Below are 13,698 nucleotides of genomic sequence, written 5' to 3' on the forward strand. Positions count from 1 at the left end.
GAGGTTGGGGCCGAAAGGGACTTTCGGCCTGAAGTGTCTGACGGCCTCTTCACGGGGAGCCGATGAGCCCCGGATGGGGGTGGCTGTCCGTAGCGCTTCGAAATTCAAGGCCCGGCAGGGAAGACATCGTGTCTGTCCTCCGGCCCCGGTTATGAAAGGCTGGGTACAGGAAAGGCCATGGCGAGCAAAGTGACGAAATCCCCCAAGTCCACGAAGTCCAAATCGACGGCCAAGGTCACAGCGAAAGCCGCGACCGCCAAGACCAAGGCGAGCAAGGCGAAAGCCAAGCCGGCGGTCAAGGCAAAGCCTGACGCCAAGGCGAAGCCGGCGGCGGCGACGAAGCCGGCCGCAAAAGCGGCCAAGCCCGCCGCCAAGCCGAAGCCAAAGAGTGTACCGGCCAAACCCGCGGCCAAGCCGAAGGCAAAAGCCGCGCCTGCCAAGGCACCGGCGAAAAAGGCTGCGCCCAAAGCCGCCAAGGCGCCGAAGCCGGAACCAGCCAAGGCGCCGCCGCCGCGCAAGACGCCGCCCAAGCTGGCCAACGCGGCCAGCAAGCTGATGGAGGCGGCAAAGGGCCGCGCCGAAAAAGCGCGCAAGACCGAAGCGGCCGAGCGCGAAGCCGCGGCCAAGCGCGCCAGGGCGGAGGCGGCAGCCAGACCCGCGAAAGTTGAGGCGCCGAAGGAACCCGCAAAGCCGGCAGCGCCACGCGCCAACTTCAAGGCCAAGGAATATGTCGTCTATCCGGCCCATGGCGTCGGCCAGATCCTCGATATCGAAGAGAAGGAAGTCGCCGGCCACAGGCTTGAGCTCTTCGTCATCAACTTCGACAAGGAAAAGATGACGCTGCGCGTCCCGACCAATAAGGCGGGCGCCGTGGGCATGCGCAAGCTCTCCGACACCGGCGTCGTCGACTCCGCAATCGAGACGCTGCGCGGCCGCGCACGCATCAAGCGCACCATGTGGAGCCGCCGCGCGCAGGAGTACGAAGCAAAGATCAACTCCGGCGATCTCATATCGATCGCCGAGGTTGTGCGCGATCTCTATCGCTCCGAACGCCAGCCCGAGCAATCCTATTCCGAGCGCCAGCTATACGAAGCCGCGCTCGACCGGATGGCGCGGGAAGTGGCGGCCGTCGGGCGCATCGGCGAAGACGCGGCAATCGAACGCGTCGAACAGGCCCTGCAGGGCGCGTCGCGCGGCGGTGACAAGACACCCAAGGACGGCGAGGCCAGCGAAGCGGCCTGATCCTTCCACCGGCAGACATCGAAAAGGCCCGGCTTGACGCCGGGCCTTTTTTTGTTTTTGCCGACCTCTGCCCCTTTCTGGCCATTAAATACCGGTACAAGAAAACCGGCCTGCGCATCCGGCATTGATCCGGAACAGCTTGCAGGCCGTAGGAAAGTTGCCGGCCGAAACTTCGGAGACGCGACAGCGTACCGCAGCACGGAGGAGTGACTGAGATGCCGCACACAGACACGCCCGAAACGCAGCGCGCCAACCGCCGTTTCATGCAGCGCGCCATGACCGTGCCGCTGCTCGACAGGGAAACCGAATTCGAACTTGCCCGGCGCTGGCGAGAGGACGGCGACGATCAGGCGCTGCATCAATTGACCTGCGCCTATATGCGCCTCGTGATTTCATTGGCCACGCGCTTCCGTAATTACGGTCTTCCCTATGGCGATCTCGTTCAGGAGGGAAATGTCGGTCTGATGCAGGCAGCCGCGCGCTTCGAGCCCGAACGTGGCGTGCGCTTCTCGACCTATGCCACTTGGTGGATACGCGCCGCGATCCAGGACTACGTCCTGCGCAACTGGTCGATCGTGCGCACGGGCACCACCGCCGCCCACAAATCCCTGTTCTTCAATCTGCGCCGCCTGCGCGCGCTGATCGACAGCGGCACACGGCAGACGCTGCGGCAGGAGGACAGGATATTCATCGCCAAGCGTTTGGGCGTCGGCGTCGACGACGTTGAAAGCATGGATGCGCGTTTGATGGCGGGCGACCGGTCGCTCAACGCGATGCTTTCCGACGGTACGTCCGACGACAACGCGACCGAATGGCAGGACATGCTGCCTTGCGACCGGCCGCAGCCGGATGAGGAAGTCATGGAGCAGCACGACGGTGCCTATCGCTCCCGCTGGATTGCCGAGGCGCTCGGCAAGCTCAATGAGCGCGAGTTGCTGATCATCCGCGAACGGCGCCTGCGCGATGAAGCGCTGACGCTCGAAACACTCGGCACGCAACTTGGAATTTCCAAGGAACGCGTGCGTCAGATCGAACATCTGGCACTGAAGAAAATGCGGACGGCACTGCTCGAAAAGGTGCCCGATCCGGAAGCCGCAGGCCTGCTTGGTTGATGGACCTTACTCGGTCACAAGTTTGACAAGCGTGCCGGGCCGCGGCTCGTCGCCGGCACCGAGACCGTTCAGGACACGAAAGCGTTCGGCCTGAAAATCCGAATAGACCATACGACGGCCAAGCGAAGCCGCCGTGTCGCCCGGCCGAACGGTAACGACGCGCAGCCGCAACGGTTTGACCGCCGCCGCTTCGGCCGGCGATATCTTGCGGAAGCTCATCACCAGCCCCTGCAGCGCCGCATCGTGACGCGTGCCTGTTTGCGGCAAGGTGCCGGTCAGGAAACGATAGACACGGTCGGGCGCAAACTCGATGGCAACCAGCCGCGCATTGTAGTCGTTGATCCGCGTTGTGGCCGTGGCTGCGTTCATGCCGTTGACCTTGAATTTCTGCAATCCGGAGAGTGGCGTGTCCCTGGCCCACTGGTTCGTCAGATAACGTGCGATATCGACGCTGGCATCCTTTTGTCCCGTGTCGAACTTCGCGACTGTTCGGTCCGGCCCCTGCAGCAGCACGGCGGCCGGTGAATTGGTGATGGCGAACCCAGTCGGGGCCTTGAAGGCAAAGCCGAGTTTCGGATGCACAAAATCGCGATCGCGCACGATCCCGTCTTCGGAACGGTCGCCATAAAGGATCCCGTTGAGCGCCTTCAGATAAGTCTCGCGATTGCGCTCACCCTTGCCGGGTGCAGCACCCGCATCGCGGGCAGCGGATCTCGCGGCGTCGACGCGGGCGGCAGTCGCCGGGTGACTGGCCAGCCAATTGCTTCGCGCCGCATCCGGCACGTTCCTAAGCCGCGCCTCAAGCGCATCCTGCGCGCCCATGGTCGTCAGAAAATCGGCAACGCCATAGGCGTCGTATCCGGCGCTTGTCAGATAGCGCACACCGAGCATGTCGGACTCGAATTCCTGATCGCGCGAATAGCCGGCAAGGAAGCCCTGTCCGCCGAGACCGATCGCCTGGCTCGCCGCCTGATTGCCGATCACGGCGCCCAATACGGCGCCGAGCAGCGTCGTACCCATAGCGGCCGTCTGGCGCTGCGCCGAATGACGCGCCGCGACGTGACCCATTTCATGACCGATGACGCCGGCAAGCTCCGCTTCGTCATTGGCGAGCGCGACCAGTCCCCGCGTCACATAGACATAGCCGCCGGGCAACGCGAAGGCATTGATCACCGGACTGTCCAGAACCGTGACGCGGTACTGTCCGTTGGGAACATTCGTGGCACGCGCCACCCGCGTCGCGATGCCGGCGACATAACCGCCGAGCCGCGCATCGGGATAGGCGCCGCCAAAGGCTTCGAGAATCTTCGGATGCGCCTCGGCACCTATTTTCGATTCCTGCTCCACCGACACCAGAGGGGCGACCTGCCGTTTGCCGGTCGCCGGATTGGTCGTGCAGGCGGAAACGGAGAAAAGCAGTGTCGCCAGTACGGGCACGATCCATGTCGCGCGCGCCGCCTGTCCGCCACGTCCCGTCATCTCGTTTTTCATGGCGTATCGTCCAGCAGTTCTATCTGTTCGGGATGTGTGACGGTGATTTCAGGGCCGTTGTAGCGGCCAAGCCATCCGCGCACCCGCACCCGCCGGTTCTCGATGCCCGATGGGCCGCCATCCTGGTCGAGCAATGCGCCCCAGATCCGGTCGTCGAGAAAGAGCCTAGCGTCCCGCGATGCAACTGTCACCGTGAAGTCGGTCCGCCAGTCGGCGCCGAAATTGAAATAAATGCGGTCGCGAACGACGGCGGCCGAAACCACCCGGCCCTCGACCAGTTCAAAGCTTCCGGAAAGCCGCTCAAGCGCCGTCACATCGGCAGCGTCGCGGATCGCATAGAAGGGATCGGCCCAGATGCCGCGCTGCGCCTGACGTGCCTCGCGCTCGGCCGCGAGCAGCTCGGCGGCGCAGGCCCGGTTGTCGCGGAACGTATAGACGCGCGCCAGTCCGACCCGCAGCATTTCACGCTGCAGCCACACCTCCCGGCCATTCGCATCGGCGATGAAGAGATGAGCCAGGATGCGGCCATGCCGATCGTCGCGGCGGCCGCCATGTCGCAGCGTGACCGGCTTGCCCAGGGCCAACGCCGACAGGGCGGCATGTGCGTCGCCGGCCAACGGCCAGGTTTCAAAATTCGCTCGTCCAAGCGGCAGCTTCGGCGCCTGGATGCCGGTGAAGCGGACCTGCCGGCCATTGTCGAGAACAACTGTATCGCCATCGACAATCGCGACTGCGCGCGAGATGTCACCCTGTTCGAGCTCACAAGCCGCATGCGCGACCGGCACGGCGAGAAGCAGGGCGCCGAGAAGCCCGGATGCCAGCCAGAGGGCACGGCCGCAGGACAGAATATGCATGAAAGACCCCCCGTCCCCGAACCGTCGGCCCGTGCGTGCGCGCCCCGAATATCTAGGCGCAAACCGGCAGGGCGGTCAAAGGGTGCGGCCCCGGAATCGGACGCCATCGGCCCGGTCGCGCGCGCAGGGAGATTGCGGCGCCGCCGTCGCTGACGTAGGTTGCCCGACGCAAGGACACGGCTGGCCTGCGTCCTTGCCTGCATCCGTCTCGATGTGGCCCCGTAGCTCAGCAGGATAGAGCATCAGATTCCTAATCTGAGGGTCGTGCGTTCGAATCGCGCCGGGGTCACCATCTTCCTCTCCCGCACGGCATCGGCAAGGGCCGCCAACCTGTAGCGCGCCACATAGATTGGGATTGGGGCGCCACATGGATGGGTTTTTCTAACAGGGGCTCAGATGGAGCACGGGCCGCCGAGGGGATCGGCCGGAAAGGCGCAAACTCGGACAGCTAACCCGCATCCCGCAGCAACTCAGGACCTACATAAAGGAGGACCGAGCCACCGACCCCATAGACCCTAATCTTCGACATCCGCCGCCCGCGGTCGACGACGGAAAACTCCTGCCCTGGACTGAGTACGACGCAATGAAATCCGGATAGGAGGGCATCGACCTGGCGCATATCCTCGCGGCGGGCGGCGTCCCGGATTTCTGTCAGCGACGCCTCAGTGAGGCAGCCGAAATGACTTCCCCGGACCGTTGCCGCCGACACTAAACCACCGGCGGCAAGCGCTGCCGCCAGCACAATCCCAAAAATCACTCTTCCCATCTTCCCCTCCTCTCATGCCTTGCTAGCGCGCCATCTTAATCTCGCCTGAAGTACCCCTTCAATGGGGGTGCAGGCCTCCTTGACGCGGGCCGCGCCGTGCCCCAATATCGGCCCCGGTGCTAGAAACACTTGAGACGTAGGCGGAAGCCGCCCCCGATAGTCTTGGCGGCTTTTCCATGCCTGAATTCTGCCGGGAGTGCGGCGAATACAAGACCCGAAAGGGGAATAAGCCCGCCCGTCCTACGTCGGGTTTCTAGCTCCCGGTGCCCGCGCCGAACGCGGGAATGGCCTAGAAAGCCACACGTAGGAGCAAAAGTCATGACGAACATCCACGCTTTGCCCGCCCTGCCGTCGGACGCCTTCGACCGCGCCGAGACCGGCCTGAGCGCCCTTGAGGCCGTCGTCGACCTTCTCAGTGCGTCGACGCAGCCCCTGGACAACATGCGCGGCGACAACCTCGCGACCCTGCTTGAGCTGATCCACAGGGAAATATACAGCGCCGCCCGCGACCTTAACGATGAGGGGAAGGCCCTCCGGAGGATATAGACATGGCCGAGAATTCCTCTTCGCGGAGGGCAAAGGCGCGGGTCGAAATCCTCGAGGCCCACCGGGATTGGCAAGTTCAGAACGGGCGTCTCGGATGGGGCTCGATCGGCGCTTTCGCGGCGGCCTATGCCGACGGCAAAGTGGAAGTACCGGCATGGGTGAAAGAGGCCTACCCGGCCGTCGACAGGGGAACCATTGGGCGGTGGTGGAGCGCTTACGATCGCGGGGGCGCGGAAGCCCTCGTGCCGGCTTATGGCAACCGCAGGGGCGCAGGCGCCTTCGACAACGCGCCGGATGTCCGCGAGGCGATCGCCGTGTTGCTGCGTGAGCACCCCCGTATGTCGGCGACTGGCGTTCTGGCGCGCCTGGAGACCCAGTTTCCAGGCCGCTATCTCCCGAGCAAGAGGTCGCTGCAGCGCTTCTTGTCCAGCATCTGAACAAGAGGGCGTTGTCGCGCCCGCGGCCCCCCGCCCTCTACATCTGGGCGAAGGCCGCGTCGATCTCGGCCGTCGTCGTCATCGTCCCGGCCGCGATCGCAGCCAGCACCGTCGCCTCCAATGCGAAACAGGCCTCGACATGCGCCGCGACGGCATTGGCGATCGCAATGACCACCGACGCATCGAGCATCACGAATGCGCCGTCCGCGCCTTTCCAGCCCGTCATGTAGGCCGGGTTCGCCAGCGCGCGCGCCTGTGCAAAGCCGATCATCATCTTCGAGCGGTCATCCGTGGCGATCTGCACGCCGCCGGCTTCGAGGCCGCCACACTCGACCTGCCAGCGCGTGTCGGCGGCATGGGCGGCCAGCATCTCTTTGTGTGCGGCCAGCGCATCGGCCTGTTCCTGGCTGTTGAGTGCCACAACATCCCAAGCCTCGACGATCTCGGCACCGTCAATCTGCCACGGCCGCTTCACCGCCCTGTGCGTCAGCGGGTCATGCGCCGGCGCCGGAGTCTCGATCAGCCCCGCATAGCCGACTTCAGCGAGATACTCATCGGTCGGGCGCTCGCCGCTGTCGGTGCGCCACAGGAGCGGCCTGTCATCGCGCACTCCGTCTTCACGCCGAACCAACGCCGTCCATGTGCGCGCGCCGGTTTCGGGATCGGGAAGCGCCGGTTCCTCGGGAAGCTGCTGCTCTTGTTCGTCTGTCATTCCTGCTCTCCTGATTGTCGGTCACGCCCACGAGAGCGCAACGAAGGAGTAGATGCGGCTACCGCTCCACGAAACCCCGATGCTCTGCCCTGTGGTCAGTACGGTTTCCGGATTGTGCCCGGACGACGCCGTATGCCGGGTCTCCGAACCTTCTTCATTTTCTGTCACGAAGCTCCAGTCATGCGGCGCGCTGGCGTTGCTCGCGCTCATCCCCCCCATGATGGCGAAGCCGCCGCCGGGCAGGTTGAGAGTGACCGAGGCGGATGAAGCGCCGGTTCCGCCCGTCGATGCAGTGTGGTGAGGCGCGGCGTTCGCCAGCCCGGTGACCGCGTAGACGCCCGCCACGCCGGCGCTGTTGCAACCGCCATCGAGCGTGAACGCAATAGTGCCGCTTGTGCCGGTCGGGACGTCGGCGGAAATGATCGCAGAGCAAGCGCCGACGCGCGTTCGGCTCACATGAAGCGTTGCTGCGACCCCGCCGATGGTCGCGCTGACCAGGTCCCGAACGCTGGACGCCTGCTCCCAGTAAATAACCGCGATGATCTTGCGGTCGGCGGCGGCAGGGCCGAAGGGACGCGCGGTGAAAGTATAGGTGGTCAGGGTCGAACTCGACCGAGCCATCGAAGAGGCCTGGTATGCGATGGCTTGGCCGTGAAATCTCTTCCAGACGCCGGCGTCGCGCACATAGCAGGGATTGGCGGCCTTCCACACGCCGCCGTCGCGCACCGACGGCACGAGAGCCTGCTTCCACACGCCGGCGTCTCTCACATGCTGGGGCATCTCACACCTTGAGCCAGATGTCGCCGTTCGCGCCGCCCGACGGATCGGAGGTCGAGACGGTGCGCGTGCCATGGCCGTTCGAGGTTGTCGCAATCGACAAAGTTCGGTTGGCGGCAAGGCTGCCGCCTCCGGTCAAACCAGCGCCGGCCGAAATGGTTGTGGCGGTGGCGGCCTTGGCGTCGAGAGCAATCTGCAAGCCCGTAATATCGGCGATTGCAGCGTCCGCGCCCGCAGTGACCAATCCCTTGGCATCGTAGGTAACCTTTGTTTTCGTCGCCCCGGTGATGGGGCCGTTGCCAGTGACCTTGGTGTCCAAAGCAGCCGCGGTTGCATAGTAGCTACCCTGCTGTCCGTCCAGCAGGTCGGCATCGAGCCCCGATCCCGCGCCGTCGACCGAGAGCAGCAGCGTCAGGATTTGCGACGCCGAAAGCACGCGGCCGACAATGATCCAGCCGCTCGGCCCATAGATGATTTCGTCGCCCTGGATGAGGTCGACGGCGTCGACCGTGCCCGACACCGTGACGATCCAGTAGTCGCCAACCGTCGGGTCGGCCGGAAAGGTGCCGGTCGAGGCATCGAAGCTGCCCTTCAGCTCGACGACATTGACCAGGCTGTCGCGGATGTTCTCGGCGTCGTCGCGAAACCCCTCCGCTTCGTCGCGGAGGCCTTGCGTATCGCCCTTCAGCCCCTCGACATCTTCCTTGAGGCCCTGAACATCGTCTTTGAGCGCTTCCGTCTTGATGCGCTGATGTTTGGCCGAAAAGGCGCCTTCCTCGACCGGCACGTCCTCGCCGGCATCGGCCCAGGCCTCGGCCTTGTCGCGCGCGGCCTGCGCGTCTTCCAGCGCCTCGCCCGTCGCCACCGCCGCACCGCCGGCGTATTCCGCGGCATCGCCGACATCGGCGAGCGCCGCCGGAAAATTCTGCTGATGCCCGTCCGCCGCAAACCCGCCCGGATTGTCCTCTTCGTCGAAGGCGTTGGAGTTGTAATAGCCGCCGGTCAGGCGGGCGAGCGTATCGAGAATGCTCATGCGATGATCTCCCGGAAGGTGAGGGGAACGGCCGAACCGTGCACGCGCGACAATCGCGACGGCAGCTCGACGAAGCGGGCGAGGAAGGTTTCGCGAAAGACATTGCGCGTGTCGGCCGGCGCCGGAATGAAGAGCACCGGATCGACGACATCGTTGCGCGCACCGGCGTCGACAAAGCGCATGGCTTCGTTCTTCGTCAGGTGCTCATAGGCAATCCGCAGCTGCCGCTGTGCCTTTCGGCGGTCGTGCAGCGGCCGCCCGCCCGGCGTCAGGTCGGTCGTGGTGCGCGCGCCGATCGAGAATTGGCTGTCCCACTCGAAATTGAAAGCGGGCGTGAAGCTCGACGCGAGAAACAGATAACCGAGATCGATATGGCCGCGCGGATGCGTCACGTCGTCGATCTCGACCCGGACGCGCGCGCAGCTTGTTACCGGGAATTCCACCAGCACGTTGCGCGAATAGGCGTCGAGGTCGCGCTCGTTCGGGCGGCCGGTCCAGAAATTCTCGGCCTCCCAGTCGAGATCGAGGCTCGGCCACATGCGCGGAAAACAATCGCGCCAGTCGGTGCCGTCGAAAGGCTCGGCGGCATCCTCGTCGAAAAATGACAGGCGGATTTTCGCGACTGCCGAAAGCGTGGTCGTTGTCAGCGCCAGCAACGAAATCTTGCGGCGGCGCGGCAGCACGATGTCGAATTGCGACGCCTCAAGGTCCGTCGCATCTTCGCAGCGCGCCGGATGCGAGACGACGCGGGTGTCAACAAGGTTTTCGAGCGGCAGGGCCTCGGCCCATGCGCCGCCTTCGAAGCTCGCTCCGGCGGCCTGGTTGGTGCCCGCGAATTTTCCGATATAGCTCATATCCAGACCTTCAGCGTCACGAGGTTGCGGCGCGGCCAGGTCGGCTGGATGCCGAGCAGGATGCCGTTGGCGGCGATGCCGTCGCGTGCATAGGACAGCGCGACTTCCGCGCCGAGCGGCAGCGCCAGCGCCTCGGCTGTCATCAGCACCGCACAGCGCAGCAGCCGCTTGGCCGCGCCGTCAGGCCGCGGCCCGAAAAACGCCAGCAGCCGCGCCGCCAGCGCCGCCGCGTCGGCTTCGTGGCGAAGCGCCGTTTCGACGGTCAGTTCGCGCGCACCGGGAAAGCGCGCTCGCGTGCCGGCGTTTTCCGCCGGCGTCGCTGTGCGCCATTCGCGGTCGACGACGCTCTCGCGCTCGGTGCCGGGCACGGCGCCCTGCATCTCGCCGCGCGACAGCACCCGGTAGTTGCGGGCATAGAGGCAGGTGACGCGCCACACGGGGTCGACCGGCGCCGCCGGGTCGACCGCGATGTCGACGATGTCGTCGTCGGCGAGCTCGAATGCCGGCTCGCCAATGGGCGGCAGGGCGCGGCCCAATTGCCAGAGCCCCAACCGGTCGGGCAGGCACCATCCGCCCATCGATCGGGCAAGCGCCTCGACGGGCTCCCAGGCGGGGCGGCGGGTGTCGACCCAAAGGCCGGCCTTTTCCGGTGCTTCAAACCCGCTGAAGCTGGCGCCGATTTCGGCGTCGTCGGCGCCCGCCAGCTTCAGCAGGCGGCGGATCAGCGGGGCCGGCGTGTCGTCATAGCCGCCATCGCTTGCGCCTTTGAGGTCGAAGGTCACGGCGCCCGCCAGCACCGAGCCGAACTTGACGAGGCCGCGCACGCGGTCCTCCTCGTATTCGTCGGCCGCCGGCGTCGCGGCGTCGAAACTCGCGCCGGTCGAGAGGCCGGATAGCGTCAGCGCCGCGTCGCCGCCGCCATTATAGATCGCCGCGATGCCTTCGAAGGCGCCGTCATTGAGCTGCGCGACACGGTCTTCGGCATTGGCCCAGGGCGCGGCGAGGTTCGCCGCGGTCAGGTCGCCCAGTGCCAGCGGCTTGGGCGTGTCCTTCAACCCGTCGGCGGTTCCCTCATAGCCGGTGCCGCCGCCGGCATTGGTGCCGGCATAGAGGTTGGCGGGGATCAGCGTGTCGAGATCGGCGCGCTTGTCGTGGACAGGCAGTGTCAGACGCCCCGCCACGGCCGCCGCGATTTGCCAGAGCGGCGAGGCGGCGCGCCCTTTCAGCAGCGGCACGAAAGCGCTGAAGGGATCGCCGGCTTCGCCCCAGTAGAGGTCGATCGACCCGAAGCCAAAGAGCCGCAGATAGGAGAGCGCGCCGTCATTGTTCGACAGCGTCACAGCGCCGCCGCCGGCCGCCGATGTCAGCCGGTCGAAATCGGTGAAGACGTCGAGCGAGATATTGGCGGCATCGATAAGGCGCGGGTCATACGCCTGGTTCGGCCGCTCGGCATCGTCCGGTGCGAAGGGCAGCATCGGTTCGTCGGAAAAATGGAGCACATGCGGCGTGCCTTCCGGGTCGATGACGGCGAGCTCGGCGAGGATGATTTTTGTCATCGCGTCCCTCGCGCCGCCCGGCCGACCGCCGCTTCCTGCGCCCTGGCAGTGCGCTCGGCGACGGCATTGCCCTCCTCGATCGCGCCGATCGTGCCTTCGGCACCCGCCGCGGCAATGCCAGTGAGCTCGACAAGCCGCCGCTCGATCGCTTCAAGCCGCGGCCCGAGCTTCTCGCGATCGTTGGCGGCATCCGTGCGCAGCGTGCCCTCGTTAACCGCCTGCACGAAGGGCAGGCCGTAGGTGCGGACGGCCGAGGCGCGCAGCGTGAACTCGCCGGCCGAAAAACGGCCGAGCAAACTGTCCGACGTGCCGCTGCCCGGCCCGACATGCAGCCCGCCTGTGGCAAAGCGCGGCAGGTCGAGGCCCGCAAAGTTGCGCGGATCGAACCGGCGCCCGTTCAAATTGCGGCCGGGACGCCCGCCGCCGCTGCCCAGCGGGGGTGTCGCCGCGGGGGGTGTTGCCGCGGGCGGTGGCGGTGTCGCCGGCGGCACTGCCGCCTCCGGCCGCGCTTCAAGCGGATCGGTGTAGACCGGCGCCGGCGCGGGCGGCGCCGATGCAATTGCCGCCGCCGCTTCCTGTGTCAACGCGATCAGCTCGGCGAGCTTGTCGGCGATCGCCGCCGCGCCTTCCAGTTCGAGCGCCGCCAGCGCTGTCATATGCGCGGTCAGGAGTTCGGCGTCGGGCGAAGCCGAGGCGAGCGCGTCGCGGATCTCTTCGAGCAGGTCGCGGCTTGCCTCCAGCGCTTCGAGTTCCGCACTGGCGGCCTCCGCGCCGCCAATGCCGGCCGCGTGCATCGCTTCGAGCACGCTTTCACCGAAAGCGAAGTCGGCGAGGAACTGCCCGGCATCGGCGTGATAGCCGCGCGAGGCGTCGACAAAAGCCTGGACGGCGGCCGGGAGCTGCCCCATCGCCTCCATGTCGCCCTCGTCGAAGGCGCGCGCGGAGAGCGCGTCGAGGCGCGTTCGCGCTTCGGCCAGCTTCTGCGCCGGCGTCAGCGGCGACAGCGCGCCGCCGCGCAAATTGACCAGCGCCTGTTCGGCGACGGCTGCGAAGCGGGTGAATTGCGCGGCGTTGTTTTCAAGCTCGCGGCCGCGCGCCTGCATGGTCTGCAGCTCGGTCGTCGCCAGCGCCAGGGCGGCGGCCTGCGCCTCGCCGAGCCGGAAGCCGAGCTCGCCGGCAAGGTCGATCAATTCGCCCAGCGCCGCGCGCTGCTCGGCCGAGAGGCTGGCGAGGAACATCTGCTGCTCGATCAGGTTGAGGCGCTGCGTCTCGCCGACATCGCCCGACAGCGCCGCGACGTTGCGCAGGCGCTCTGTCTGAACGTCCATCATGTCGTTCCAGGCAAGCCGCACCGGGTCGAGCGCCGACAGGATGGCGCGCGCCACCGCGTCGTCGAAGCCCTTGGTGAGCCGATCGCGCGCCATGCGCTCGGCGGCGCCGATCTCGGCCTGGATGGCGTCCGACAGGCCGATGTCGCGCGCCGCGATGCGAAGCGCCTCGATCTCCTCGGTGAGCTGCCGCACTGCCTGTTCGCCTTGCGAGATATTGTCGTTGGCCGCCAGCGCGCCAAGCGCATCGAGGATCGCCTTCGCCTGCATCATGGCGTTGACCATTTCCTCCGCGCCCTTGCCCTTGTTCAAAGCCGCAACGCGCATCACCTCGGGGTTGCCGCCCTCGATCTTCGAGATGAAGGTCTCGATCATCCATTCAAGCGCCGCCTCGGCGGTCTTGAACTTCATGACGTCGGCATCCTTGTGCTTCACGTCGTCGCGGTCGCCGACATAGGCGCGGAAGCCGTCGCGCTCGCCGGCGATCACGAAAGCGTGCAGCGCGCCGACACCGCCGGTCGCCTTCTCCATGGCCTGCGCGACGTCGAGGAACACGCGGGCCATTTGCTGCGAGGCGTCGATGGTCTTCTGGCTGCGCTTGCCGCTGCTGAAAGTCGCCTCGCCGATATCGCCCGAACCGATATCGATATTGGTGCGCGCCGCTTTGTCGCTCGGCTCTTTCTTGCCGAGCAGGCTGCCGAGCAGGCCGCCCGGCGTCAGGAAGCTTGGCAGCCCGAAATCCGACATCACCAGGCCGATCGGATCGATGGCGTTGGCGAAGCTGCGGCCGGGGTCTTTCTGCCATTCCTCGATCGAGGGCAGCAGCAGCGTGTTGATGGCGCCTTTCGGCGAACCCGGATCGGCGCCCTCGACAAAGCCCTTGACCGTCATGGCGGCCAGCGCGATCCAGCCCCACACCGGCACGGCCGCGAGGCCGGCCTGCAAGCCGCCGGCCGCGCCCGCCGCGCCGGCCGCGCCGCCCGCCGCCCC

At 66.2% G+C, this 13,698-nt stretch carries 13 protein-coding genes and 1 tRNA gene; 5 read left to right on the top strand and 9 right to left on the bottom strand.

The annotated features are described in order from the left end of the window. Window positions 1-177 precede the first annotated feature (177 nt). Together Q7V31_RS17255 and Q7V31_RS17260 are read left to right on the top strand one after the other, a co-directional pair. Window positions 178-1,242: a CarD family transcriptional regulator gene (locus tag Q7V31_RS17255; protein ID WP_304736135.1), complete on the top strand. Its 1,065-nt coding sequence runs from the start codon at window positions 178-180 to the stop codon at window positions 1,240-1,242. Window positions 1,243-1,457: 215 nt separating this feature from the next. Continuing rightward, window positions 1,458-2,354 (top strand): RNA polymerase factor sigma-32, encoded by an 897-nt coding sequence (locus Q7V31_RS17260; RefSeq protein WP_304736136.1) that lies wholly within the window; start codon window positions 1,458-1,460, stop codon window positions 2,352-2,354. A gap of 6 nt (window positions 2,355-2,360) precedes the next feature. Here the strand turns inward: Q7V31_RS17260 and Q7V31_RS17265 are convergent, their stop codons facing one another. Beyond that, window positions 2,361-3,845, bottom strand: coding sequence for a M48 family metalloprotease (locus Q7V31_RS17265; protein WP_304736137.1), 1,485 nt, complete (start codon window positions 3,843-3,845; stop codon window positions 2,361-2,363). Then, window positions 3,842-4,699: a thermonuclease family protein gene (locus tag Q7V31_RS17270; protein ID WP_304736139.1), complete on the bottom strand. Its 858-nt coding sequence runs from the start codon at window positions 4,697-4,699 to the stop codon at window positions 3,842-3,844. The genes Q7V31_RS17265 and Q7V31_RS17270 overlap by 4 nt, the downstream gene beginning before the upstream one ends. 215 nt (window positions 4,700-4,914) lie before the next feature. Between Q7V31_RS17270 and Q7V31_RS17275 the strand changes: the two genes are divergently transcribed. Beyond that, a tRNA-Arg gene (locus tag Q7V31_RS17275) sits at window positions 4,915-4,991 on the top strand. 156 nt (window positions 4,992-5,147) lie between these two features. Here Q7V31_RS17275 and Q7V31_RS17280 read toward each other — a convergent pair. Then, window positions 5,148-5,465: a hypothetical protein gene (locus Q7V31_RS17280; RefSeq protein WP_304736140.1), complete on the bottom strand. Its 318-nt coding sequence runs from the start codon at window positions 5,463-5,465 to the stop codon at window positions 5,148-5,150. A 318-nt stretch (window positions 5,466-5,783) separates the two neighbouring features. On the opposite strand from Q7V31_RS17280, the gene Q7V31_RS17285 reads away from it, so the two are divergent. Together Q7V31_RS17285 and Q7V31_RS17290 are read left to right on the top strand one after the other, a co-directional pair. After that, on the top strand, window positions 5,784-6,011 hold the full coding sequence (locus Q7V31_RS17285; protein ID WP_304736141.1) for a hypothetical protein: 228 nt from the start codon (window positions 5,784-5,786) through the stop codon (window positions 6,009-6,011). A gap of 2 nt (window positions 6,012-6,013) precedes the next feature. Beyond that, complete coding sequence (locus Q7V31_RS17290; protein WP_304736142.1) at window positions 6,014-6,448, top strand: helix-turn-helix domain-containing protein; 435 nt, start codon at window positions 6,014-6,016, stop codon at window positions 6,446-6,448. A 37-nt stretch (window positions 6,449-6,485) separates the two neighbouring features. Here Q7V31_RS17290 and Q7V31_RS17295 read toward each other — a convergent pair whose 3' ends face one another. The 6 genes from Q7V31_RS17295 to Q7V31_RS17320 form a co-directional block, all read right to left on the bottom strand. Continuing rightward, on the bottom strand, window positions 6,486-7,160 hold the full coding sequence (locus Q7V31_RS17295; RefSeq protein WP_304736144.1) for a DUF4376 domain-containing protein: 675 nt from the start codon (window positions 7,158-7,160) through the stop codon (window positions 6,486-6,488). Between the two features lie 21 nt (window positions 7,161-7,181). Then, the gene (locus Q7V31_RS17300; RefSeq protein ID WP_304736146.1) at window positions 7,182-7,913 is read right to left on the bottom strand and encodes a hypothetical protein; all 732 of its coding nucleotides are present in this window, start codon (window positions 7,911-7,913) and stop codon (window positions 7,182-7,184) included. Window positions 7,914-7,941: 28 nt separating this feature from the next. After that, window positions 7,942-8,970, bottom strand: a complete 1,029-nt coding sequence (locus Q7V31_RS17305) for a hypothetical protein (protein WP_304736148.1) — start codon at window positions 8,968-8,970, stop codon at window positions 7,942-7,944. Then, window positions 8,967-9,824 carry a hypothetical protein gene (locus Q7V31_RS17310; RefSeq protein WP_304736150.1) on the bottom strand — a complete coding sequence of 286 codons (858 nt, stop codon included), beginning with the start codon at window positions 9,822-9,824 and terminating at the stop codon, window positions 8,967-8,969. The genes Q7V31_RS17305 and Q7V31_RS17310 overlap by 4 nt, the downstream gene beginning before the upstream one ends. Beyond that, window positions 9,821-11,380: a hypothetical protein gene (locus Q7V31_RS17315; RefSeq protein ID WP_304736152.1), complete on the bottom strand. Its 1,560-nt coding sequence runs from the start codon at window positions 11,378-11,380 to the stop codon at window positions 9,821-9,823. The genes Q7V31_RS17310 and Q7V31_RS17315 overlap by 4 nt, the downstream gene beginning before the upstream one ends. After that, window positions 11,377-13,698: hypothetical protein (locus Q7V31_RS17320; RefSeq protein WP_370690682.1), on the bottom strand; the 2,322-nt coding region annotated here is incomplete at its 5' end. The genes Q7V31_RS17320 and Q7V31_RS17315, both read right to left, overlap by 4 nt.

Source organism: Parvibaculum sp. (assembly GCF_030651915.1).
Lineage (GTDB): Bacteria > Pseudomonadota > Alphaproteobacteria > Parvibaculales > Parvibaculaceae > Parvibaculum.

Excerpts from the sequence above, each read along its gene's own strand:
- Q7V31_RS17255 (WP_304736135.1), top strand. The coding sequence starts at position 178 with ATGGCGAGCAAAGTGACGAAATCCCCCAAGTCCACGAAGTCCAAATCG.
- Q7V31_RS17260 (WP_304736136.1), top strand. The coding sequence starts at position 1,458 with ATGCCGCACACAGACACGCCCGAAACGCAGCGCGCCAACCGCCGTTTC.
- Q7V31_RS17265 (WP_304736137.1), bottom strand. The coding sequence starts at position 3,845 with ATGAAAAACGAGATGACGGGACGTGGCGGACAGGCGGCGCGCGCGACA.
- Q7V31_RS17270 (WP_304736139.1), bottom strand. The coding sequence starts at position 4,699 with ATGCATATTCTGTCCTGCGGCCGTGCCCTCTGGCTGGCATCCGGGCTT.
- Q7V31_RS17280 (WP_304736140.1), bottom strand. The coding sequence starts at position 5,465 with ATGGGAAGAGTGATTTTTGGGATTGTGCTGGCGGCAGCGCTTGCCGCC.
- Q7V31_RS17285 (WP_304736141.1), top strand. The coding sequence starts at position 5,784 with ATGACGAACATCCACGCTTTGCCCGCCCTGCCGTCGGACGCCTTCGAC.
- Q7V31_RS17290 (WP_304736142.1), top strand. The coding sequence starts at position 6,014 with ATGGCCGAGAATTCCTCTTCGCGGAGGGCAAAGGCGCGGGTCGAAATC.
- Q7V31_RS17295 (WP_304736144.1), bottom strand. The coding sequence starts at position 7,160 with ATGACAGACGAACAAGAGCAGCAGCTTCCCGAGGAACCGGCGCTTCCC.
- Q7V31_RS17305 (WP_304736148.1), bottom strand. The coding sequence starts at position 8,970 with ATGAGCATTCTCGATACGCTCGCCCGCCTGACCGGCGGCTATTACAAC.
- Q7V31_RS17310 (WP_304736150.1), bottom strand. The coding sequence starts at position 9,824 with ATGAGCTATATCGGAAAATTCGCGGGCACCAACCAGGCCGCCGGAGCG.
- Q7V31_RS17315 (WP_304736152.1), bottom strand. The coding sequence starts at position 11,380 with ATGACAAAAATCATCCTCGCCGAGCTCGCCGTCATCGACCCGGAAGGC.